The following is a 21,769-nucleotide window of genomic DNA, read 5'->3' as shown; positions in this document are numbered from 1 at the left end:
CCAACGGAGATCTCCATGAGCCGAAAAATTGAAAAGAGCGATGCTGAATGGCGTGAGCTCCTGAGCCCCGAGGAATACCAGGTGGCCCGCCAGAAGGGCACTGAGCGCGCCTTCACCGGGCGTTACTGGAATTGCCACGAACAGGGGCAATATGTCTGCGTGTGTTGTGGCGCCCCCCTCTTCTCGTCCGAGCACAAATTCGACTCCGGCTGTGGCTGGCCCAGTTTTTACACCCCTGCCGCCCCCGAAAACATCGAGGAGGCAGAGGACCGCAGTCATTACATGCTCCGCACTGAAGTGCTGTGCAGGGACTGCGGGGCCCACCTGGGGCACGTTTTTGAAGATGGCCCCGCCCCCACCGGCCTGCGCTACTGCATCAACTCGGTGTCGGTGAAATTCACCGGGGACGAGTGATCACCGTTTCATCGCAGCGAAGGTTCTGGAGAGGAAATCCCGGCGATACAAAACCGCCACGATCAGCGTGGTGACGGCAATGAACAACCAGGGCTGGATGAACCAGAAAACGGCCGCCAAACCAAAATAGTAGGCCCGGATTCCCCGGTTGAACTCATCTCCTGCCAGCGAGTTGATCCCGGCAAAACGCCGGGCGTCCTCCGGGGTCCCTTCGCCAGGCAGGGGTGCAGCACCGATCAGGATGGACAGCATGTTGAACTGGCGCAGGGCCCAGGTGAACTTGAAATAGGCCACCACGAAGACCGTCAGCAGCAACAGCAACTTGACCTCCCACACCTCCCGGGACACCTGACGGGCAAAAGGCAGGTCGGAGGCGGCATCGATCAGCTTGTCGATGGTCCCCAGCAGCGCCAGCAGGCCGGCAATCACATAAATTGTGGTGTTGGCGTAGAAGGATACGTTCTGCATGAGGTTACCAATCAGCGCCGCATCGGCCACCCTCACTTCCCGACGCAACATCTGACGCCCCCACTCCTCACGGAACCAGTGGCTGGCCCCCAGCAATCCTCGCATGGAGCCTCCCGGACCGTGCTCCACCACCCAGCCATAGCCAAACCAGCACGCCAGAAACCAGGTCAGGGCCAGCCAGTCCACCGCACTGAACGCAGTCAGCCAAACCCCCTGCATCAATCCCCCGCCAGCAAGAAATCCCGGATCGGGACAATCTGGGCTGTATCCATCAACACCGGAGCATGGCCAACCCCTGCCACTTCAAACAGTTCAGCCCGAGGACCACGGCGCGTCATTTCCCGTGCGGTGGCGGAAAGCAGGAGATCAGATTCGGCCCCCCGGACCAGCAAGGTCGGGCAACGGATCGCTTCATAAATGGACCACAGATCAATGTCGGTCCCACCGGCAGCAGCCCGGTAAGGCTCGGCCAGACCAGGGTCGTAACGCATGGCCCACCCTCCCTCCACCTCCTTGATCGAATGAAGGGTCAGGTGGCGCCACTGCTCATCATGCAAGGGGCCAAAGGTGGCGCTCACCGCCCGGGTGTAAGCCTCCGCGGCCTCAACACTCGGAAATAGCGGAGCATTACCCAGGTATTCGCCAATCCGCTGCAAGGATGCAACCGTGATCTCGGGCCCCACATCATTCAGGACCAGCCGCCGGATCGGTGTATCGGGCAAGCTCGCCAGGACCATTCCAATCAGCCCCCCCATCGACGTACCCACCCAATGAACGGTCTCCACATCCAGTCGGGCAATCAACGTGACCATGTCAGCCACGTAGACCGGAAACTGGTAATCGGACTTTACGGGCAGCCAGCTGCTCCGCCCTCGGCCCACCACATCCGGGCACACCACACGGTAGTCTGCAGCCAGAGCCCGGGCCAGATCATCGAAATCCCGCCCGTTACGGGTCAACCATGAACGCACAGGAGGACCCGGGGATTACGTGAATCCCCCCACTCCGTATAGGCCATGCGGTGAAGTCCATGGGGACCAGCACACTGAACACTACGAAATCGAGGCCCGACGGAGGTTTCGGAAGAGCGAGCAACAAGGGAATCCATGATGTTTTTCGAAGCCGGGATGTTCCTTGAAGGATAACACTCCGGTCCAGCATCAGCGTCCGTGCCAGTAGCGGGGACGCACCTCTCTCCATCCCACCGGCGAGATCGTACCTCCCCCCATCTGGAAGCGGACCGCTCCGCTGGCATCGGTACGCAACAGGCCCGCTCCTGTCACAGCCCAGCGAGTCCAGACATCCGGATTGGGATGACGGAAGCGATTGCGGTAGCCCACAGGAAAAATCACCCACTGGGGTGCTACCGCAGCAACGAAGGCCGGGGATGAAGACGTCCGGCTTCCATGATGGGGAGCGATCACCACCTGACTCACCAATCGACGTCCCTCGCCAGACACCAGACGGGATTCCGTGGCCGCCTCCATATCGGAAGTCAGGAGCAGGCGCTGCCCACCCACCTCCATCTGGATCACACAGACAGTCTCGTTGTCCCGGCCCTTGAGCGGTTCAGCCCCCTCCGGCGGATGCACGACACGAAAGACAACCCCGTCCCACTGCCAGGCCAGATCCGCCGCACAGGCCCGGTTACGCAAACCGGCCATCAACCGTACCGGATGATTGACGGGCAGCACGCTGTACACCTCACCCACCGGGAGTCCCGAGAGCACGGCCTCAGCGCCACCCGCGTGGTCCGTGTCCTGGTGGGTGACCACCAGGACATCCAGGCTGCGCACACCGACTGCCCTCAGGTAGGGCAGCAGGATCCGGTCCCCACTGTTGGCATCAGAGGAAAAAGCGGGCCCCGTGTCATAGAGAAGATCGCGGGAGGCCGTCTGCACATGGACTGCCAGCCCCTGTCCAACATCCAGGACCGTCACCAGAGCCTCTCCCGGCGCAGGGCGGGGCGGAGCCCAAAGCAACAGGGGCGCCAGGGCCAGCAGGCCAGTCGCCCGAACAGGCGTACCGCAGGGAAGCAGCGCCCACAGACACCCCAGGCACGCCACCAGGGCCAAGGGCACCGGCGGAGCCGCCTGCTGCCAGGTTGCCCAGGGAAGTTCCGCGAGCCAGCGCACCGGGACCATGGTCAAGGCAAAAGCTCCGTGAGCCAGGTCGGCGAAAATCTGGAAGGGAAGGATCGCAAATACCAGCGCCAATGGGGTGACCACGAAACTCACCAGGGGAATCGCAAGAGCGTTGGCCAGGGGCGACACGAGGGAAAACTGCTGAAAGAGAAGCAGGAGTACCGGGATCAAACCCAGGGTGACCGCCCACTGGGTGCGCAGCGCCTGACGGAGTCGTCCCTCCGTTGCCAGCCGGCCACTCCCCACCAGAAACAAGAGGCCCACAGCTCCAAAAGACAACCAGAACCCTGCGGCCGTCACCGCCCAGGGATCCATCAGCAGGACCACCGCCAGAGCCAGGGCCAGCACCCGGGTCGGTGCCGTTTCCCGCCGCAGGACCAAGGCAAGGGCGACACATCCGAGCATGTACAGAGTCCGCTGGGCCGGCACGCCCCACCCTGCCAGCAGGCAATACCCCAGAGCCGTCACGAACCCCGCGACGACAGCCGCCTGCTGGGCAGGCATCCTCAAAGCCAGCCCAGGCAGCCGGCGCCACCCCCAGCCCACCACGCCGGCACACAGGGCAGCGATCATGGTCACGTGCATGCCGCTGATGGCCACGAGATGGGAAATGCCGCTGCGCGCAAAGATGCGCCACAGATCAGGATGAATGGCACGCTGATCACCGATCGCAAGGGCTACAAGGACACCGGAGTAAGGCGCGTCGGGCAAGGCCTGCTGGAAACGGGCACGAATGGTTTCACGCAGACGCTCCACCACCGCACCTGGGCCGGGAACAAAAGCGGCGAGGCGCCGGTTGTCCGGCACGGAGCGCACATAACCGGTCGCCCGCACCCCCTGCTCCAGCAACCATCCCTCATAGTCGAAGCCGTGGGGATTGAGATTGCCATGGGGTCGCTTCAGCCGGACCGTCAGGTGCCAACGCTCACCCGCACGGATTTCTCCAGGCCCAGGGGCTTGTCCCTCCCGGAAGCTCCGGTACCAGGCCAGGGAGAGCCTGGAGGGCAGCGGAACAGGCGCCTCCTCAAGATGAAACAAAAAACGCTGTCCCCGCTCAAAACTCTGGGGTAAGGATTCAATGACGCCAACAACCGGGATATCCTGCCCCTCAAGCTCAGCAGGAAGGAACTCCGACAGGCGAAGTTCAGCACGCCCGGCAGCAAACAAAAAACCAAAGAGGGCTGCAGTCAAGCCGATCGCCCCACGCCGGAGCCAGTCGGCAGGAGGACGAAGATACAGTCCCAGGACCAGCAGTCCTGCCACCACTCCCCCAGCCGACAGCTCGGCCAGCGTGGGCAAGCGGGGGGAGAGCTGGATCGCAAGAATCCCGGCTAAAAATCCCAATGACATTATCCGCATCTCTGGAATCTAGCCTGCCCGGTGGAAAACACCAAGATTTTCCCTTGGACTGGAATCTGGTTGAAGCGCCCTGTGCCCAGACTGACGACCGATGAAGAAGCTTCTCAAGCACTATCTGCCCACCCACGAGAGTCTCGCCCGCAACCGCTGGCTGGCCCCCTTTGGCAACACCTTGTTTCACCCCCGCCTGTGGCATCTGAACCGTCACTCGGTGGCCGGAGCCGTAGCGGTAGGCCTTTTCTGCGGATTGATCCCCGGCCCTTTCCAGATGCCCAGCGCTGCGTGCTGCTGCATGCTGCTGCGGGTTAACCTCCCCCTGGCGCTGCTCACCACCCTGTACACCAATCCGCTGACCATCGTGCCCCTTTACCTCCTGGCCTTCTCCATCGGTGCATGGATCATCGGCGGGGAAGTAGGACAGTTCATTGCGCCTCCGGCGCTGGCCGACCAGGGACTGCTGGCCTGGGCCCACAGCCTCGGAGACTGGATGGCTCACCTCGGGCAGCCACTTGTCATCGGACTAATTGCACTGGCCGCCGGGCTGGCCATGACCGGCTACCTGTTAACACGCCTCGCCTGGCGCACTTACCTCGTCCGGAGCTGGCGCCAGCGTCGCCTGAAAAGGAAAAAATCCTCGTAAGTAAGAAGTCCACATGACAAGCCCCCCGGCAGACTCCTCCGCCGGGGGGCTCTCACTGTCCATCCGGATCCGGTTTAAATGCGGAAATGGGCCACATCCGCCCGCAACTGCTGAGCGAGTGCCTGCAAATGGTTGGCGGTCTCGGAGGTATCCCGGACGGCTGCCGAATTCTGCTCCGCCATCTGGGCAATCTGCTCGACATTGCGCGCAATGTCAGTGCTGGCGGCCCCCTGCTCCCGCAGGGCAGAGGAAATGTCGGTAACGGCATTGACCACGTGACTGGCCCCTTCCCGGATCTGATCCATGGAGGCGCCCGCCTGAGCCGCCAGGGTCACCCCTTCCTGCACCCGTACAACCTCCTCGTTCATGGTCTCCACCGCGCGGGTGGTGCCCCGCTGGATCGCCACGACCATTCCGGTAATCTCATCGGTGGCCTTTGCCGTGCGCTCCGCAAGCTTGCGCACTTCATCCGCCACCACTGCGAAACCACGCCCGGTCTCCCCGGCCCGTGCCGCTTCGATCGCGGCGTTGAGGGCCAGCAGATTGGTCTGGTCAGCAATCTCCTTGATGGAATTGACGATGGTGGAGATGCGGGAAGACTGTTCCCCAAGCTCCTGGATCACCGCTGCAGACTCCCTCACCGAACCGGCAATCCGCTCCATTTCAGCCACGGTGCGGGAAACCACCGTACCCCCTTCAGCCGACAAGTGGCCCGAATCGGCGGACACACCTTCGGCCGAGGACGCACTGCTGGCAATCTCCTCGATGCTGACCGTCATCTCCTCCACAGCCGCAGCCATGTTGGAGGCAGCAGCGCTCTGCTGATCCGACCCTTCGGAAACCAGGGAAGCCGACCGGGCCAGCTGCACAGCGGATCCAGCCACGTCGTTGGCACCCCGCTGCACCTTCGCAATCACATCGGAAAAGGATTGCGCCATCTCATTGAACTGATCTGCCACCTGACGCAATTCATCTTCAGCGGTGAAGGCGATGCGGGCGCGCAGATTCCCGGCAGCCAGTTCCCGGGCACCTGCCCGTAGCTGATTGACGGAGTCCATCACGGCAATGCAGAAGGCGATGGCCAGATAAAGAAGCACCAGCAACGCAACCGCAGACAGCACCGAAGCGATCATGAAGTCCCGCTGCATGGCATCAAGCCGACCCTGCAGCAGGGTCCTCACCTCGGGGATCAGATTCTCGTAGGTCTTGCTGAAGACCACATCGATCGCCTTCGTCGTCATGTCGAAATAGGCGGGCGGCGCCATCTCGAAATCGCTCTTGAGAATGTGGTTCTGGAGCTGGTCGATGACCAGGGCGGTGGCACTGTTGAAGTCCTTGCCCATCGTTTCAAGCACCGGACGGATCTTGCCGTTGGCATTGGCAGAGCGATCAAGGTTCTCGTTCAGGTCGGCCAGTGCCATGTTCAATTCGCCAAGCTGGGAGCTGAGTTCAAACCGACGCTGGTCATCCATGCTTCGGGTTGCCAGCACCCCGGTACCCATGGCCCGCAGACGCCCCAGGCGCTCCGAGACATCCGGCACTCTGCGCAGCATGCTGTCGATCAGATAGTAGGACTCGGCCGCCGGATCCAGGCTCAGATTGCCGTCATCCCCCAGATCATGGAGCGCCAGCATGGCCTTGCGGATCATCGCCGTGTGGGCCGCCAGGTTATCCCGGGGAGGCATCTGAAGCCCGCCGCTACGCAGCGCCTCCCAAGCCGCCCTGACATCGGTCCAGCGTTGTGCCGCCGTGGGCGCAGCCCTGGGATCCAGCACCCTGTCCACCTCGGCAAACGCTGCCACCAGTTCGCCCGTCTTCTTTTCGAGGCGCGGACGCATCTCCTGATTACCGTTCAAAACACCGGATGACATCCCGCGGTGCTGCTGGGCCAGCTCGATCACCTTGAGCAAACGGGGGATCCGCTCCAGGGCCTCCAGTTCCTTCTCGGCAAAAACGATATTTGACCGCAAAGACAGCGCCAGTTGCGCCAGAAGGAATCCGATCACCACGAAGGCAATGACGCCCAGGAGGACGAATTTGGCTGGGTAACGCATGCGGCTGAGCATGGTCACTGCAGGGGCAAAGAAGGCTTTCATGGTCTCTCCGACGGATTTATCTGCCGATTGTGCAATCGTATTACAGATCGTATCGGCCCAATCGCCTGGAAACTTGAGGCACGTTTGCTAAGATCGCGACGCCGGAAACCCCAGTACCTCCAAAGAGATAACCCCGTTCAGCCGTCATCACCCAGCACGCCATCACGCAGGTTCAGCACTCGGCTGGTGCGGGCGGCCAGTTGGGGATCATGAGTCACGATGACGAAGCTGGTGCCCTGCTCCTCCGCCAATTCCAGCATCAACGCAAAGACCTTCTCGGCGGTCTGCCGATCCAGGTTGCCGGTAGGCTCATCCGCCAGCACACACGCCGGCCGGGTCACCAGAGCCCGGGCAATGGCCGCCCGCTGACGCTCGCCGCCCGACAATTCACCTGGCGTGTGCTCCAGCCGGTGCCCCAAGCCCACCGCCTTGAGCGTCTCCGCCGCCCTGGCCAGGGCCTCCTCCCTCGGCATGCGGCGCACGAAAAGAGGCATGGCCACATTCTCCAGCGCAGAGAACTCGGCCAGAAGATGATGAAACTGATAGATAAAACCAAGGGACTTATTGCGCAGCTGTCCGCGCTCCCGATCCGAAATGGCCGAGAAACTCTTCCCCAGCAAGCGGACCTCCCCTGCGCTGGGGACATCCAGCCCTCCCAACAAATGCAGCAGGGTGCTCTTGCCGGAACCGGACGCTCCCACCACGGCCACCCGCTCGCCCCGGGTCACCTGCAGAGTCACCTCACGCAGTACGTCCACGGCATCCGTCCCTTCCCGGAAAGACTTGGACAAGCCGCAGCATTCGATCACCGGCGGCTGGAAGGTCGTGTCACTCATAGCGGAGGGCCTCAGCAGGATTGAGACGGGACGCCCGCCAGCTCGGGTAAAGCGTTGCTACCAGGGTCAGCACGAAGGACACCCCGGTAATCGTGAAGACATCCGCCCACAGGAGCTCGGAAGGCAGATCGGAGATGTAATACACATCCTTGGCCAGGAACTGGATGCCCAGGGCCCGTTCCAGTGCTGGCACCACCACATCGATGTTGAGGGCCAGGGTCACCCCGCCGAGCACTCCCATGCCCAGCCCGATGAAACCGATCAAGGCCCCCTGGATCACGAAAATTCCCATGATGGAGGCCGGACTCGCCCCCAGCGTACGCAGGATGGCGATGTCCGCCTGCTTGTCCTGAACCGCCATCACCAGGGTGGACACGATGTTGAAGGCCGCCACGGCAACGATCAGCAACAGAATGATGAACATCACGTTCTTCTCGATCTGCACCGCCCGGAAGAAATTGGCGTGACTTCGGGTCCAGTCGGACACCAGGGTGTCGGCATCCACATAACCGACCAGTTCCCGAGCTACCCGGGGTGCCTGAAACAGGTCGTCGAGCTTGAGGCGGACCCCGGATACCCGATCCTCCATCCGGTAGAGGGTCTGGGCATCATTCAGATGGATGAGGGCCAGGCTGGAATCGTATTCATACATACCCACCTCGAAGATGCCGACCACCCGGAACTGCTTGAGCCGTGGCAGGATGGCTGCCGGCGTCACCAACCCCTGGGGCGCGATGAGGGTGACCTTGTCGTCCATGCCCACCCGCATGGCCCGGGCCAGATCAGCCCCCAGGACAATGCCAAACTCCCCCGCCCGCAAGTCCTCGAGACGCCCGAAACGCATGTGCTGGGCAAAGTCGGCAACCTTGTTCTCCGCATCAGGCAACACCCCCCGGATCAGGGTGCCACGCACCACCTGATCATAGGAAAGCATGCCCTGGGCCTGAACAAAGGGAGCAGCAAAGCGCACCTGGGGATGCCTGGAGGCCTCGTCCGCGACGCGCTGCCAACTGGACAGCTCCCCATCAAAGCCGCTGATCTGCACGTGGGAGGCGACCCCCAGGATGCGGGTTCGCAGTTCCTTCTGAAAACCGTTCATCACCGACAGCACGACGATCAGGGCCGCGACACCCAGCGCGATGCCCAGCATCGACACCAGGGAGATAAAGGAAATGAAGCGGTTTCGACCCTGCGCCCGCCGCTTGGAGCGGGTGTAGCGCAGGCCGACAAGAAATTCATAGGACATCAGCAGGCAACCATAAACGCCCTGAACGGCGCGAGGCCGCATTGTGCCGGAGTTGTCCCGCCCCGGGTATCCCGCCACAACATACGCTCACAATTCCGGCATCTGGCTGCGCCCACAGATCATAATGACCCGTTCTCCACCGTGCGGCCTGCCAATGCGCCTCCCTGCCCTGCTCCTGCTCGCCCTGTTCGGGATCCGGATAATGCTGACGCCCTCCCCATCCCTGGCCTCGGAAGCCTATCTGATTCATCCTGCCCCCCTCCGGGAGCGCCCCTCGGCAGCCGGACGGAGCGTGCTTGATTTGCCGCGACGCAGCACCGTTCACATCCTGGAGACCCAGGGAGGATGGACCCGGGTGGAGACACTTGGCCTCAGACAGGGCTGGCTCCCCCGCCAGCTTCTGGATGTGCCGCCATCCCACGGTGCCGATCTCCGCCCGGCCGATCCCGCGTCAGCCCACCTCGCCTTCGACGGTCACCGACGTGCCAGCAACCACGCACTGATCCTGAACCTCGCCCTGGGCAGAGAACAGGCAGAGCTGTACGGCGTGAGCGAGAACAGGGAGCCAGCAGCAGGCATCGCGCGCCGAATGGGCGTCCCCGATGGCAACATCCATTTCCCTGATCCTTCAAGCCTCACGCTCGAGGAAATACGGGGAGCCTTCGCAGCGCTGGAGGCCCGGATCGGTGAGGGCGACAGAATCTTCATTCACCTTTCCGGCAACGGCACCCTCGCCCAGGACGGACGCACCTGCAGCGAAGCATTGATGACCCGGGCTGGAGAACCGCTGTTCGCTTCGGAACTGACCCGCTACCTGAACAGCCTGGCGGAGCACAGTCAGGGAGTGTTCGTACTCATTGACGCAGGTCGGAGACCCACCACCGGAGCCCTGCCCGGCAGGCGCTTCCTGCCCGCACCAGGCAAACTCGCCTGTACACACGCCACCCATCATTTCGACAGCCAGTTCCCCAATAGCCATCTGCAACTCATTCTGGCGACTCACCCTGGACAACCCGCCTTCGACGGCCCGATCGACGGACACGCCACCCGGGCCATATACCAATGCCTGACAGCCCCGCCGCAGGACAATTTTTCGCTCATCCCCGATGGTCACGACCTGGTCGCCTGCGCCCGCGGCCTGACTTCTGCCGCCACCCTTCAGGTTGCCGGCAACGGCGCACTGGCGCCCGCCCCGTCCCTCCCCCCGACCCAGCGCCACACAGCCTCGCCCGGGGAAATGGAAGCACTTCTGAACAAGCTTCACGCCCAGCGTGACAGCCGACGCCCTCTACGCGTGCGATGGCAGCGCAGCGCAAACGGCGGACATGCACTCAGCCTCCCGGGGGAAAGCCGCGGCCATCTGTATGTACTGGGCCTGGCACCGGAGGGTGTGCAGCTCCTGCACCCGGAGCAGGCGGGCCAGGCCAAGCTAACACCCGGCGCGCTGATCGACTTGCCCGACAATGCCCCCTCCCGACTCCTCGTCCTGCTCAGCGACGCCCCCCGCCAACTGCACCGGGCGGGCTTTCGACCTCGGGGAACGACGCTGTACGTTCCTGCCGAACACACCAGCCTGCATCCTTTCGTCATCGAGATGGTGCTCGGGGACGTAGACCGGAACTGCCTGTTCAGCGAGACCCGGCACCTCGGCGCAGAACGCCGCATCGCCTGCTCCAGCGCCTACCGTGGGACATTCGTCATCCTGGAAGATCCAAAGACCTCTCGATAAGCCTGCAACAGCTGGCTAAAATGAGGGAGTTTACAGGCTGCATGCGCGGCACCGACACCCGATCATCACCGCTGACTTCACCAGGGAGACCCAAAAAATGACTACCTGTCACGGCCTTTCCAAGCCGGCCGGCAAGCTTGCTCTGCTCGCCGCCCTCGTCGCCCTTTCGGGCTGTGCCAACATGCAGATGGGCTCCGAGGAAGCCAAGACGGCCGCCACGGGCTCCGCTGGCGGGGCCAACACCCAGAACGCCAACTCCAAGCTGGAGAAGTGTGAAGCCCCTCTGGGCACCATGGCCGTGGTCGAGGACACCAGCGCCCCCTGGTACGGAATCCTGACCGGGCAGATGAAGCTGGGCTCCACCGTACCCGTGCTCAAGCTGCTGATCCAGCAGTCCAACTGTTTCGTCGTGGTGGAGCGGGGTCGCGCCATGAACAACCTGATGCAGGAGCGGGCCCTGCAGCAATCCGGTGAGCTGCGCAACAAGTCCAATTTCGGCAAAGGCCAGATGGCCGCCGCCGATTACTCCATCAGCCCCTCCATCACCTTCAGCAACAACAACGCAGGCGGCATGACCGGAGGCCTTGGCGGCATTGGCGGTGGCGTCCTGGGTGCGGTGATCGGCAGCGTGAATGTCAAGGAAGCCAGCACCATGCTGACCCTGATAGACAACCGCTCGAGCGTGCAGCTGGCTGCCGCCGAAGGCAGCGCCCGCAACATGGACTTCGGAGGCATGGGCGCCCTTCTCGGAGGCGGCATGGCTGGAGGCCTGGGCGGCTACACCAACACCGCAGAGGGCAAGGTCATTGTTGCCGCCTTCACTGACGCCTACAACAACGTGGTCAAGGCGGTCAAAAACTACAAGGCTCAGGAAGTGAAGGGCGGCCTCGGCACCGGCGGCCAACTGGGGGTCCAGGGCAGCGAATCGTCGGCATCCGCCAGGAGTGCCGCACCCCGCAAGAAAAGGAAGTAAGACCACACCGCTCCCATGAAGCCGGACCCGGGTCCGGCTTTTTTCTTTTATCCTTCACCCCCTGTCTTTCCGGCCCCCCTGAGCCCCATCCCCGACACCATGCATTTCGAGCTGATCCTCCCCGGGCTGAACTGGCCGACCGGCCCAGGCCCCCACCCGGCAAGCCGGTCAGGGCTGCCCGCTCTCGGCACCTTGCTGGGCTTCGCCAGTCACCGCTGGGATGAACAATGCACCCTCGAAGCCCTGCTCACGCGCCGCTTCGGGATGCATGGCCCGATTCCCCATGCGCGCCTCCGGCGCCTGGGGGAAATGGACGGGACGGATGCGCCGGGGCACTGGCTGTGCTGTGACCCGGTGCATCTCCACTTCGCCCGGGACAAGCTGCTGCTGGCGGACGCCAGCGGTCTGGCCATCACCCGCGTCGAAGCCGACACCCTGATGGCGGGCCTCAACGAGACCTTTGGCGACATCGGCCAGTTCGAAGCCCCTGCGCCCGACCGCTGGTACCTCCGGGTCGCCGAGGCGCCAGTGCCACGCTTCCACCCCATCGCCGACGTGAACGGCCGCCCTGTCCAGCTCTTTCTCCCGGAAGGCGATGACTGCCCCCGCTGGGCCCGGCTCTCCAACGAGATCGAGGTCTGGCTGTACAACCACCCGATCAATGAAGCACGCGAAGCCAACGGACAGCGCCGCATCAACGGGATCTGGCTATGGGGCGCGGGAGAAACCGACCTGAGGACCCGGCCACCTGTCCAGCGGATACTGGCCAACGCGCCCTACCCCCGGGGGCTGGCGCGCCACGCGGGGATTGCCTCGGGCACGGCAGAACACTTCCAGCCGTCACCGGAGACCACCCTGGCCGTGGTGGACACCCTCCACCGCCCACTGCTGCACATGACCCCGGACGCCTGGACCGCAGCCCTGGAAACACTGGAGAAGGACTGGTTCGCCCCCCTCCTGCAGGCCCTGAAGGCCGGACAACTCAAGCACCTAAGGATCACCGTCCCCGGTGATCGACACCTGCTGGAGCTCGAGATCGGACAGCGTGGACTCTGGAAATTCTGGCGCAAGCCACAAGGTCTGGATGCGCTGCTCGCCACGGCTCCCTCTCTGGACTCACCGTCATGACCCGCATCCTTCCCCGCGCCATCCCCAGCCGTTCCGTAACCCGTCTTCTGGAGGCCGGCACACATCCGCTGCTGGCCCGGCTCTACGCCGCCCGGGGGATCGAGAGCCAGGGCGAACTGGAGTACGGTCTCAAGGCCCTGATGCCCCCTGGCCAGCTCAAGGGTGTCCAGGAGGCAGCCGAGCTGCTGGCCGATGCCATCGAGGCAGGTGCCCGCATGATCATCGTCGCCGACTACGATTGTGACGGCGCCACCGCCTGCGCAGTCGGCGTACGCGCCCTGCGGGCCTTCGGGGCAGACGTGGGCTACCTTGTCCCGAACCGCTTCGAGTACGGCTACGGGCTGACCCCCGCCATCGTGGCGCTTGCCGCCCGCAGTGAACCGGACCTGCTGATCACCGTGGACAACGGGATTGCCAGCATCGAAGGCGTGGCCGCAGCCCGGGAGCACGGCATGGCGACCGTGATCACCGACCACCACCTCCCGGCTGAAACCCTGCCGGACGCAGACGTGATCGTGAACCCCAACCAGCCCGGATGCCCCTTCCCCAGCAAGGCCCTGGCCGGCGTCGGGGTGATGTTCTACACCATGCTGGCCCTGCGTGCAGAGCTGCGCAACCGGGGCGCCTTTCAGGACAAGAAAGAGCCGAACCTGGCGGAACTGCTCGACCTGGTCGCCCTGGGCACGGTGGCCGACGTAGTCAAACTCGATCACAACAACCGCATCCTGGTCGCCCAGGGACTTCAGCGCATGCGCGCCGACCGGATGCAGCCAGGGGTACGCGCCCTGTTTGCCGCGGCCGGGCGGGATCCTGCCCGGGCCACGACCTTCGACATGGGCTTCGCCCTCGGCCCCCGTCTCAATGCAGCCGGTCGTCTGGCCGACATGTCCCTGGGTATCGAGTGCCTGATCACGGATGACATGGGACGCGCACTAAATATCGCCCAGGAACTCGACAAGTTGAACCGGGAACGCCGGACCATCGAAGCCGGCATGCGGGAAGAAGCACTGGCCAAACTGGACACCATCGACCCCGGTACCCGAGCCAGCCTGGTGCTGTTCGAACCTGGCTGGCATCAGGGCGTGATCGGCATCCTGGCCGGGCGGATCAAGGAAAAATTCCACCGTCCGACCATCGTCTTTGCCCGCGGCGACGAAGGGCAGCTCAAAGGCTCTGGCCGCTCAATTCCGGGGCTCCACCTGAGGGATGCCCTGGATCTCGTCACCAAGCACGATCCCCGACTGATCCTGAAATTTGGCGGCCACGCCATGGCAGCAGGCCTGACCATTGAGGAAAACCAGTTAGCCCGCTTCCAGACCCTGTTCGAGGAAGTAGTGAGCAGCCTGATTGATCCTGCCGACCTGACCCGCCGGCTCGATACCGACGGCCCCCTGGAGGACAGCCTGTACAACCTGGCGACCGCCCGCCTGCTGGAGCAGGAGATCTGGGGACAGGGCTTCTCTGCGCCAATCTTCGACGACGTGTTCCAGGTGGAAAACCAGCGAGTGCTGAAGGACAAGCACCTCAAGCTGCAACTGAGAAAAGGCAACACCCGGATCGACGCCATCCAGTTCAACCGGGCCGACCCGGCAGGGCCGGCGATCCACGCAGCCTTCCGTTTGTCCGTGAATGAATACAATGGCGTCTCGAGCATCCAGTTGATGCTCGAGCACTTTGAAAACGCCTGAGAAATCTGGGCGTCAAGTACATCAACCAGCCTAAAGCGGCTCCCGGAAAAGGGAAATCCTCATTCACCCGCAGCAACAGCAGGAAAATGAGGATTCATTCAAGCTTGGCAAGCGTCCGACCTGTCACCGCGGACACGCGGACACGCGGGCAGGATGGTCAGTAGCGTCCGCCGCCCCCAAAACCGCCGCCGGACCCACCACCCGGGCCACGACGTCCTCCGCCACCAGAGCCACCACCCGGCCCCCGTCGAGGGCCACCAAAGCCACTGCGGGGCTCCTGCGGTCGCGCTTCGTTGACGGTCATGCTACGGCCTTCGAAGGATTTTCCGTTAAGGGCTGCGATGGCGTCCTGGGCACCCTGGTCGGAGCCCATTTCGACAAAACCGAACCCCTTGGAGCGACCGGTCTCGCGATCCATGATCACCTGGGCGGAAGCCACGGTGCCGAATTCGCCGAAAATCTGTTCCAGACGATCCTTGTCCACACTATAGGGCAGATTGCCCACATAAAGCTTAGTACCCACTTGACGCGCTCCATGAAGTAAGGCGGCCCTGAAGGCAGTCCGCGCACCCACACAATAGCAAGGCATTTTGACGCCGTCGATGGTTTTTCATGCCCGTCATAAAGCCTCTCCTCCCTCCTGCATTGCGGTACTCTGAACAGCCCCCGACGGCCCGGACCAATTCATTCAAGGTGAGACTCAAGGGGCGCCATGACGCTCACCTGCGAGCTGCCCGAGCAGAACAGCGCAGGCGGCGATGTTGTCCTCGTGGCTCTGGCGCATGTCCTGGAGCATCTGCCGGGTCGCCTCATCCTCGACAAGCCCCAGTGCCTCATCAATCTTGCGTACAACCCAGGCCTGCCCCCTGTTAATGAAGGCCAGGCGGGGAAGCAGCCCATCTATGGCGATGGTCTTGGCGACGAAAGCGCCCGTCTCGTGGGATGCCACGCCACCGAGGCGATGAATGGTCTTGTAGAGAATCACCGCGTTCCGGCCTTCGTCGGTCTGGAGCCGAGCCAGCAATGGAAACACCGGCAAGCGAGGATCGATGGTGTCCCGCAGGATCGCCAGGACCTTCGCACCAGCCCGCTCCGCCTCCAGCAGAGCATTCAGAAGGTCAATCAATACATCCGGCGGCGTCACTGGTGGCGTCTTCTCACCAAAGTGGCCTGGAAAATCCGTGGCATAGCAAGGAGGAGAAGCGTAACCGGTCAGGTAGACCGCCGGATCAACGGGCTTTCGGCTCATGCAACCTCCCCATGCGGATGGACGTGACGGATTATGAAAACTGCCGGATCGTCCCCATGCTCGAGCAGGATGCGGCGCACCCGATCCTGCCACAGGGCCTGAAACCGCAGCCGCTCCTCGGGGCCCGCCTCACCGGCCAGACAAAGCTTGAGCAGGGGCATCACCTCCGGGCTGGCAGGAACCCTGCGCAGATCCGCCATCGCATCCACCGCCCGCCCTGAATCCCGACGACGGAAACGAAGGTCCAGGGGCTGATCGGCGGAAAAGGTCAGCAGCCCCCGGCGGCCAAACTGACCCGCCAGCCCCTGAAAGCCACCTTCGCCCGCAGCCCCTGTCAGCAAGCTCACCACACTGGCCACCACACCTGTCGTGCCATCGGCCTGGCCATCCCGGAAACTTGCTTCCACGCCGCCACGCTGCGGCAGCTCATGCGGATAAAGGGCCTGGAGCGCCAGAGCAGTCAGGCGGTAGGCGCCAGCAACCGTAGGGCAGGAATGCCCAGCCAGACGGACCGCATCCCGGTAACGGTATTCGATTCCTCCCTCCTCAGCAGCACCAAGCAAGTCGGCTAGGGGGTCCCGGACCCGAAGGACGGGTACATCATCAAAAAAAGGAGGGGATTTCACGAGGGACTCCAGCGGGAGGAAGGCACTTAGCCGACGGTGACCCACCCTACCCCTCCTTTGTTCAGGCAACCTTGATCCAGGATATGCAAAAGACAATCCCGGCAAACATGTCGCTAATGGACCTTGCCATCCACCCGTGGTGCCATCAGCCGGGGCAGCATGCGCCCACCAAGGATCAGGAAGCACAGCGACCAGCCCCCCGCAGCCAGATGAATCCAATGGGGGTAGGCATCGGGAAATAACTGGGGCAGCACGATCCTCACGAAAAACGCCAACAGCATGATCCAGATCAGCATCTTGTCGCCCGTATCGAAGACCACCTTGCGCCCGGTGTGGCCCTTGGAAATCCGCACCAGCATGGGCGGGATCACCAGCCCCATCACGCCGAAGGCAAACACATGCACCGACACACTTCCCATCCAGGCAACCGGCATCACCCGCGCCAGGACTTCCAGCAAGAGCTGACACACAAGGGCCAGGTAGCCCAGATACATCACTGCCAGTTCGATACGCCCGAAGGCCCGGAAGGGCGACCAGAACAGGAAGCGGAACAGCAGGAGGGTGGCAAGGGCCGCATACAGCACGGCGGCCAGGCCATCCGGCAGCCAGGCCACAAGTACCAGCACCAGGGCCAGCCCCTTGATCGGGAGATCCAGCCGCCAGTCCCGCAGCAGGTCCACCTGGAAGACGCCCTTCATGAACTGGCTCAGGGTCCGCTCCATCATCACCAGGAAGGCCAGGCGGAACAGTCCGAGGGTCATGGCGACGCCCGCCTCAAAATGAACCGGGCTCAGCACCAGCATCTTGGCCACCAGAAAGGCGGGCAAGGCGACCAGGAAAAAAACATTGTCCCGCTGGAAGCTGTCCTGATCCCGATGCCGCAGCAGGGTGATCAGCAGCATGCCCACGATGGCAGCGCTGAAGCTCACCGCAGACAGCCAGAACAGATAAGCCGGCCAGCCGCCGCCCCAACTCATGCCCAGCCGCTCAAAACACCAGGCCAGCACCAGGGCCATCAGCGCGCTCCCGTGATATCCCCGGACGGACACCCAGTTTTTGGTGGCCGTCAGCAGAAAGCCCCCCATCACCGCCCAACCGAAACCGAAGAACATCTCGTGGGCGTGCCATTGGGTGGGAGAGAGCCTCCCGGGAGGCGCCGACAGCGCACCGGAGAACATCAGGGCCCAGGCCACGGGAAGACCGACACCCGCCAGACAGGCCAGCAGGAAGAACGGGCGAAAGCCCACGAGCCAGAGGGGATGGGAAGCGATCTTCATCTGGAGTCCGGAAAAGGGAATGTCGTTCAGTGTGGAGGTCCATGCTAGCCTGGCCCTCTCTTCGAGGCCTTGACCCGGGACAGGTAGCCCACCAGATCAAAATCATGATTTTCTTGAGGCGCTTGTCGGCCCGCTGGCCCTAGAATCCGGGCACTCCGGCCATCTTCCGGGCCTTGACAAGAATATTTGGAGACAGGATCCATGCCCCCCCGCTTTACGCCACACCCCCTGGATACCGCCCTGCACGCAGCCTTCCTTGCCCTCCTGGGCAGCGCCCCGCTGACCTGGGCTGCCGATGCCCCGCCCCTGACCCTCAATCCGGTGGTCGTCACCGGCAGCCGTGCCGAAGCCGCCAGCTTCGACATGCCCGCCGCCATCGACGTGCTGGAGCGGGAGCAGATCACCGCCGGCCAGCCCCGCGTGAATGCCTCCGAAGCCCTCATCGCCGTGCCGGGGGTGGTGGCCAACAACCGCCAGAACTACGCCCAGGACCTGCAGATCTCCACCCGCGGCTTCGGCGCCCGCTCCGCCTTTGGTGTCCGCGGCGTGAAGCTGATCGCCGATGGCATCCCCGCCAGCATGCCGGACGGCCAGGGACAGGCCGCGACCTTCAACCTGGACGTGGCCGAGCGAATGGAAATCCTGCGGGGCCCCTATTCGGCGGTGTACGGCAATCACTCCGGCGGCGTGATCCAGCTGTTCACCCGCGCACCCTCCGAGCGCCCCAGCGTGGAAGGCGGCTTTGCCGCTGGCAGCTACGGCACCACCAAGGCCGACCTGGGGGCCAGCGGCACGGCCGGCGCCCTCGGCTACGTGTTCAATGCCTCCCGCTTTGACACCAACGGCTATCGGGACCACTCGGCGGCCACCCGCGACCAGGCCTTCCTCAAGCTCACCGGCAAGCCCGATGAGGACAGCAAGCTGACCTTCGTGATGAACGGGATGTGGCAGCATGACACCCAGGATCCCCTGGGCCTGTCGTGGGCAGGCTACAAGGCCAACCCCCGGGCCGTGGACAGCGCCGCCCTCAGCTACAACACCCGCAAGAGCATCGATCATCTGCAGGCGGGCGTGGCCTACGAGCGCAAGCTGGGCCGGGATCTGATCCAGCTCTCCGCCTACAGCGGACAGCGCAGCGTGATCCAGTTCCAGTCGATCCCGGCCAGCGTCCAGGGCAACCCCCGCCACTCGGGCGGGATCATCGACTTCGACCGGAATTTCTACGGCTTCGGCGCCCGCTACATTGCCGTAAACGACCTGGCCGGCGGCCGCCTGACCACCACGGTGGGCGTGGACCTGGACAGCAGCACCGACCAGCGCCGGGGATATGAGAACTTCGTGGGCAGCCGCCTGGGCGTCAAGGGACGCCTGCGCCGCAACGAAACCGACAGCGTCGAGAGCCTCGACCCCTACCTGCAGGCCGAATGGGCCCGGGGCGCCTGGGCCTTCACCGCCGGCGTCCGCCACAGCCAGGTCAAATTCAAGGTGGATGACCAGTACATCGTCGGGGTAAATGGCGACGACAGCGGCCGCCGGGACTATCGCAAGACGACGCCAGTGCTGGGCGTGGTCTACAAGCTCAACCCGGCGGTCAACCTGTACGCCAGCGCCGGACGGGGCTTCGAGACCCCCACCCTCAACGAGATGTTCTACTCGGGCACCGCCGGTGCATTCAACTTCGGGCTAAACCCCTCCAGGAGCACCCACTACGAGGTGGGTGCCAAGGCCTTCATCGGCCACAGCAGCCGCCTGAATGTGGCCGCCTTCCAGATCACCACGGAAGACGAGCTGGTGGTGGACGCCTCCAGCGGCGGTCGCACCAGCTACAAGAACGCCGGGAAGACCCTGCGCCAAGGGGTGGAAGCCTCCTTCGACACTGCCTGGCGCCAGAACCTCACCAGCCGCCTGGCGGTTTCCCACCTGCGGGCCATCTACGATGAGGACTTCCGCACCGGCAATGCCAACACCCTGGTCTCCGCCGGCAAGCTGATGCCAGGCATTCCCCGCACCACGGTCTTCGGCGACCTGGCCTGGAAGATCACCCCGGCCGTCACCGCCACGGTGGAAGGCGTCTACCGCAGCCGGATGTACGTGGAAGACACCAACCTGCAACGGGCCGCCCCCGCCTACTTCGTGGCCAACCTGCGCCTGACCGCCCAACAGCAGATGGGCGCCTGGCGCTTCACCGAGTTTGCCCGACTGGATAACCTCTTCGACCGGGACTACCTGGGCTCGGTGGTGGTGGGCGACACCAATGGCCGTTACTACGAGCCGGCACCGGGACGGAACTGGATGGCCGGCGTCAGCGCCCGCTACACCTGGTAAACCTTCAGGGCCACGCCTGCAGCAAAATGGCCCCGCGCACGGGGCCATTTTTTTACGGGAAGCGCGCGAAAGTCTGCTCAGTCTGCTCAGCCGGCATCTACCACACGGGCGATGAGGGCCTTGATCGCCTCCGCATCCACGTCCATCACCTCAACCCGCTGGGGCAAGGCCTCGATGTTTTCCAGGCCGGCCGGCCGCGCCGGCTTGCGGCCCAGGGCCTCGACGATGGTCTCCTCGAACTTGGCCGGCTGGGCGGTCTCCAGCACCAGGGTCGGCACGGCCGGATCGCGCAGCTCCAGGGCCACCTTCAGACCGTCAGCAGTGTGGGTGTCCACCACGGTGGCGTAGTCCTTGTCTGCCCGCCGGATGGTGGCCAGACGATCCGCGTGGTTGCTGCTGCCGGAGGTGAAGCCATACTGGCCGATGCCTGCGAATTCGGCAGAGCCGGACAGATCGAAGGCCCCGCCCGCGTCCACCTTGCTCCACAGCTCGCGCACCTTGGTGCCATCGCGGCCCACCAGGTCGAACACGAAGCGCTCGAAGTTGGAGGCCTTGGAGATGTCCATGGACGGGCTGGAGGTGGCGTGGGTCTCGGCGGTGTTGCGGGGGCGATACACGCCGGTGCGGAAAAACTCATCCAGCACATCGTTCTCGTTGGTGGCGAGGATCAGGCGGCCCACCGGCAGGCCCATCTGGCGGGCGATGTGACCAGCGCAGATGTTGCCGAAGTTGCCCGACGGCACCACGAAGTCCAGCTGCTCGTCGTTGCTCCCGGTGCCCGCAAAGTAGCCCTTGAAGTAGTACACCACCTGGGCGGCCACGCGGCCCCAGTTGATGGAATTGACGGCGCCGATCTTGTACTTTGCCTTGTAGGCGTGGTCGTTGGAAACCGCCTTCACCACGTCCTGGGCGTCGTCGAACATGCCGCGCACGGCGATGTTGTAGATGTTGTCGTCCTGCAGGGAATACATCTGGGCGCGCTGGAAGGCGCTCATCCGGCCGTGGGGCGACAGCATGAAGACCCGCACGCCGTGCTTGCCGCGCATGGCGTACTCCGCCGCCGAGCCGGTGTCGCCGGAGGTGGCACCGAGGATGTTGATCTCTTCGCCGCGCTTGTCGAGGACGTACTCGAACAGGTTGCCCAGCAGCTGCATGGCCATGTCCTTGAAGGCCAGGGTCGGGCCATTGGACAGCTCGAGGAGGCCGAGCTTGCCCGGCTCCAGCCAGTGCACCGGGGTGATGTCCGACGCCTTGGCGCCGTCGCGTACGTAGCCGTAAACATCGGCAGTGTAGGTCTTGTCGCAGATGGCCTTGAGGTCGGCGGCGGGGATGTCGTCGATGAAGCGCGACAGGATCGCGAAGGCCAGTTCGGCATACGAGAGCTTGCGCCAGGCATCAAGGTCGGCGCGGCTGACCTGCGGATAGCTCTCCGGCAGGTAGAGGCCGCCATCGGGCGCCAGGCCACCGAGCAGGATGTCACAGAAGGATTGGGGGGCAGACTGGCCGCGGGTGGAGATATAGCGCATGGTTGTCGCCGAGTGGAAAACGAAAACCCCGGAAGATAGCACAGC

17 protein-coding genes and 1 pseudogene are annotated in these 21,769 nt (G+C 63.7%); 7 read left to right on the top strand and 11 right to left on the bottom strand.

The features are described 5' to 3' along the window. Positions 1-15: 15 nt before the first annotated feature. Positions 16-414, top strand: coding sequence for a peptide-methionine (R)-S-oxide reductase MsrB (msrB, locus tag PHD22_RS04390; RefSeq protein WP_299862827.1), 399 nt, complete (start codon positions 16-18; stop codon positions 412-414). Here msrB and PHD22_RS04385 read toward each other — a convergent pair whose 3' ends face one another. From PHD22_RS04385 to PHD22_RS04375, 3 genes and pseudogenes are all read right to left on the bottom strand, one after another. After that, positions 415-1,101: a DUF599 domain-containing protein gene (locus PHD22_RS04385; RefSeq protein ID WP_299862824.1), complete on the bottom strand. Its 687-nt coding sequence runs from the start codon at positions 1,099-1,101 to the stop codon at positions 415-417. It lies immediately after the preceding gene. Beyond that, positions 1,101-1,990, bottom strand: a pseudogene (locus PHD22_RS04380) (alpha/beta hydrolase). Before PHD22_RS04380 ends, PHD22_RS04385 begins: the two are co-directional and overlap by 1 nt. Before the next feature lie 52 nt (positions 1,991-2,042). Next, a complete protein-coding gene (locus tag PHD22_RS04375) occupies positions 2,043-4,376 on the bottom strand; it encodes a DNA internalization-related competence protein ComEC/Rec2 (protein WP_299862821.1) in 2,334 nt (777 codons plus the stop codon). Between the two features lie 100 nt (positions 4,377-4,476). Here PHD22_RS04375 and PHD22_RS04370 point away from each other — a divergent pair, with 100 nt between their 5' ends. Next, the gene (locus PHD22_RS04370) at positions 4,477-5,025 is read left to right on the top strand and encodes a DUF2062 domain-containing protein (RefSeq protein ID WP_299862818.1); all 549 of its coding nucleotides are present in this window, start codon (positions 4,477-4,479) and stop codon (positions 5,023-5,025) included. Between the two features lie 74 nt (positions 5,026-5,099). Here the strand turns inward: PHD22_RS04370 and PHD22_RS04365 are convergent, their stop codons facing one another. The 3 genes from PHD22_RS04365 to PHD22_RS04355 all read right to left on the bottom strand — a co-directional run bounded on the left by PHD22_RS04365 (position 5,100) and on the right by PHD22_RS04355 (position 9,203). Next, positions 5,100-7,121 (bottom strand): methyl-accepting chemotaxis protein, encoded by a 2,022-nt coding sequence (locus PHD22_RS04365; RefSeq protein WP_299862815.1) that lies wholly within the window; start codon positions 7,119-7,121, stop codon positions 5,100-5,102. 137 nt (positions 7,122-7,258) lie between these two features. Further along, entirely contained in the window at positions 7,259-7,957 is a 699-nt protein-coding gene (gene lolD, locus PHD22_RS04360; RefSeq protein WP_299862812.1) for a lipoprotein-releasing ABC transporter ATP-binding protein LolD, read from the bottom strand. Further along, positions 7,950-9,203: a lipoprotein-releasing ABC transporter permease subunit gene (locus tag PHD22_RS04355; RefSeq protein ID WP_299862809.1), complete on the bottom strand. Its 1,254-nt coding sequence runs from the start codon at positions 9,201-9,203 to the stop codon at positions 7,950-7,952. Before PHD22_RS04355 ends, lolD begins: the two co-directional genes overlap by 8 nt. Positions 9,204-9,405: 202 nt before the next feature. On the opposite strand from PHD22_RS04355, the gene PHD22_RS04350 reads away from it, so the two are divergent. The 4 genes from PHD22_RS04350 (at position 9,406) to recJ (ending at position 14,721) form a co-directional block, all read left to right on the top strand. Beyond that, complete coding sequence (locus tag PHD22_RS04350) at positions 9,406-10,932, top strand: hypothetical protein (protein ID WP_299862806.1); 1,527 nt, start codon at positions 9,406-9,408, stop codon at positions 10,930-10,932. 97 nt (positions 10,933-11,029) lie between these two features. Then, positions 11,030-11,905 carry a CsgG/HfaB family protein gene (locus PHD22_RS04345; protein WP_299862803.1) on the top strand — a complete coding sequence of 292 codons (876 nt, stop codon included), beginning with the start codon at positions 11,030-11,032 and terminating at the stop codon, positions 11,903-11,905. 99 nt (positions 11,906-12,004) lie between these two features. Next, a complete protein-coding gene (locus tag PHD22_RS04340; RefSeq protein ID WP_299862800.1) occupies positions 12,005-13,033 on the top strand; it encodes a hypothetical protein in 1,029 nt (342 codons plus the stop codon). Beyond that, positions 13,030-14,721, top strand: a complete 1,692-nt coding sequence (recJ, locus tag PHD22_RS04335) for a single-stranded-DNA-specific exonuclease RecJ (RefSeq protein WP_299862797.1) — start codon at positions 13,030-13,032, stop codon at positions 14,719-14,721. Before PHD22_RS04340 ends, recJ begins: the two co-directional genes overlap by 4 nt. A gap of 157 nt (positions 14,722-14,878) precedes the next feature. Here the strand turns inward: recJ and PHD22_RS04330 are convergent, their stop codons facing one another. The 4 genes from PHD22_RS04330 to PHD22_RS04315 form a co-directional block, all read right to left on the bottom strand. Further along, positions 14,879-15,244 carry an RNA-binding protein gene (locus PHD22_RS04330; protein WP_299862794.1) on the bottom strand — a complete coding sequence of 122 codons (366 nt, stop codon included), beginning with the start codon at positions 15,242-15,244 and terminating at the stop codon, positions 14,879-14,881. A gap of 177 nt (positions 15,245-15,421) precedes the next feature. Then, positions 15,422-15,970, bottom strand: a complete 549-nt coding sequence (locus PHD22_RS04325) for a DUF6306 domain-containing protein (RefSeq protein ID WP_299862792.1) — start codon at positions 15,968-15,970, stop codon at positions 15,422-15,424. Then, positions 15,967-16,596 (bottom strand): hypothetical protein, encoded by a 630-nt coding sequence (locus tag PHD22_RS04320; RefSeq protein ID WP_299862789.1) that lies wholly within the window; start codon positions 16,594-16,596, stop codon positions 15,967-15,969. The genes PHD22_RS04325 and PHD22_RS04320 overlap by 4 nt, the downstream gene beginning before the upstream one ends. A gap of 113 nt (positions 16,597-16,709) precedes the next feature. Then, a complete protein-coding gene (locus PHD22_RS04315; RefSeq protein WP_299862786.1) occupies positions 16,710-17,873 on the bottom strand; it encodes an NnrS family protein in 1,164 nt (387 codons plus the stop codon). Between the two features lie 201 nt (positions 17,874-18,074). On the opposite strand from PHD22_RS04315, the gene PHD22_RS04310 reads away from it, so the two are divergent. Beyond that, positions 18,075-20,198, top strand: coding sequence for a TonB-dependent receptor (locus PHD22_RS04310; RefSeq protein ID WP_299862783.1), 2,124 nt, complete (start codon positions 18,075-18,077; stop codon positions 20,196-20,198). An 86-nt stretch (positions 20,199-20,284) separates the two neighbouring features. Here the strand turns inward: PHD22_RS04310 and thrC are convergent, their stop codons facing one another. Then, complete coding sequence (thrC, locus tag PHD22_RS04305; protein ID WP_299862781.1) at positions 20,285-21,724, bottom strand: threonine synthase; 1,440 nt, start codon at positions 21,722-21,724, stop codon at positions 20,285-20,287. Between the last annotated feature and the right edge of the window lie 45 nt (positions 21,725-21,769).

The organism is Zoogloea sp., from assembly GCF_028693495.1.
Classification (GTDB): domain Bacteria; phylum Pseudomonadota; class Gammaproteobacteria; order Burkholderiales; family Rhodocyclaceae; genus Zoogloea.
Note: the sequence above shows the minus strand (reverse complement) of the source record. Positions and strands in the feature narration are given on the sequence as shown.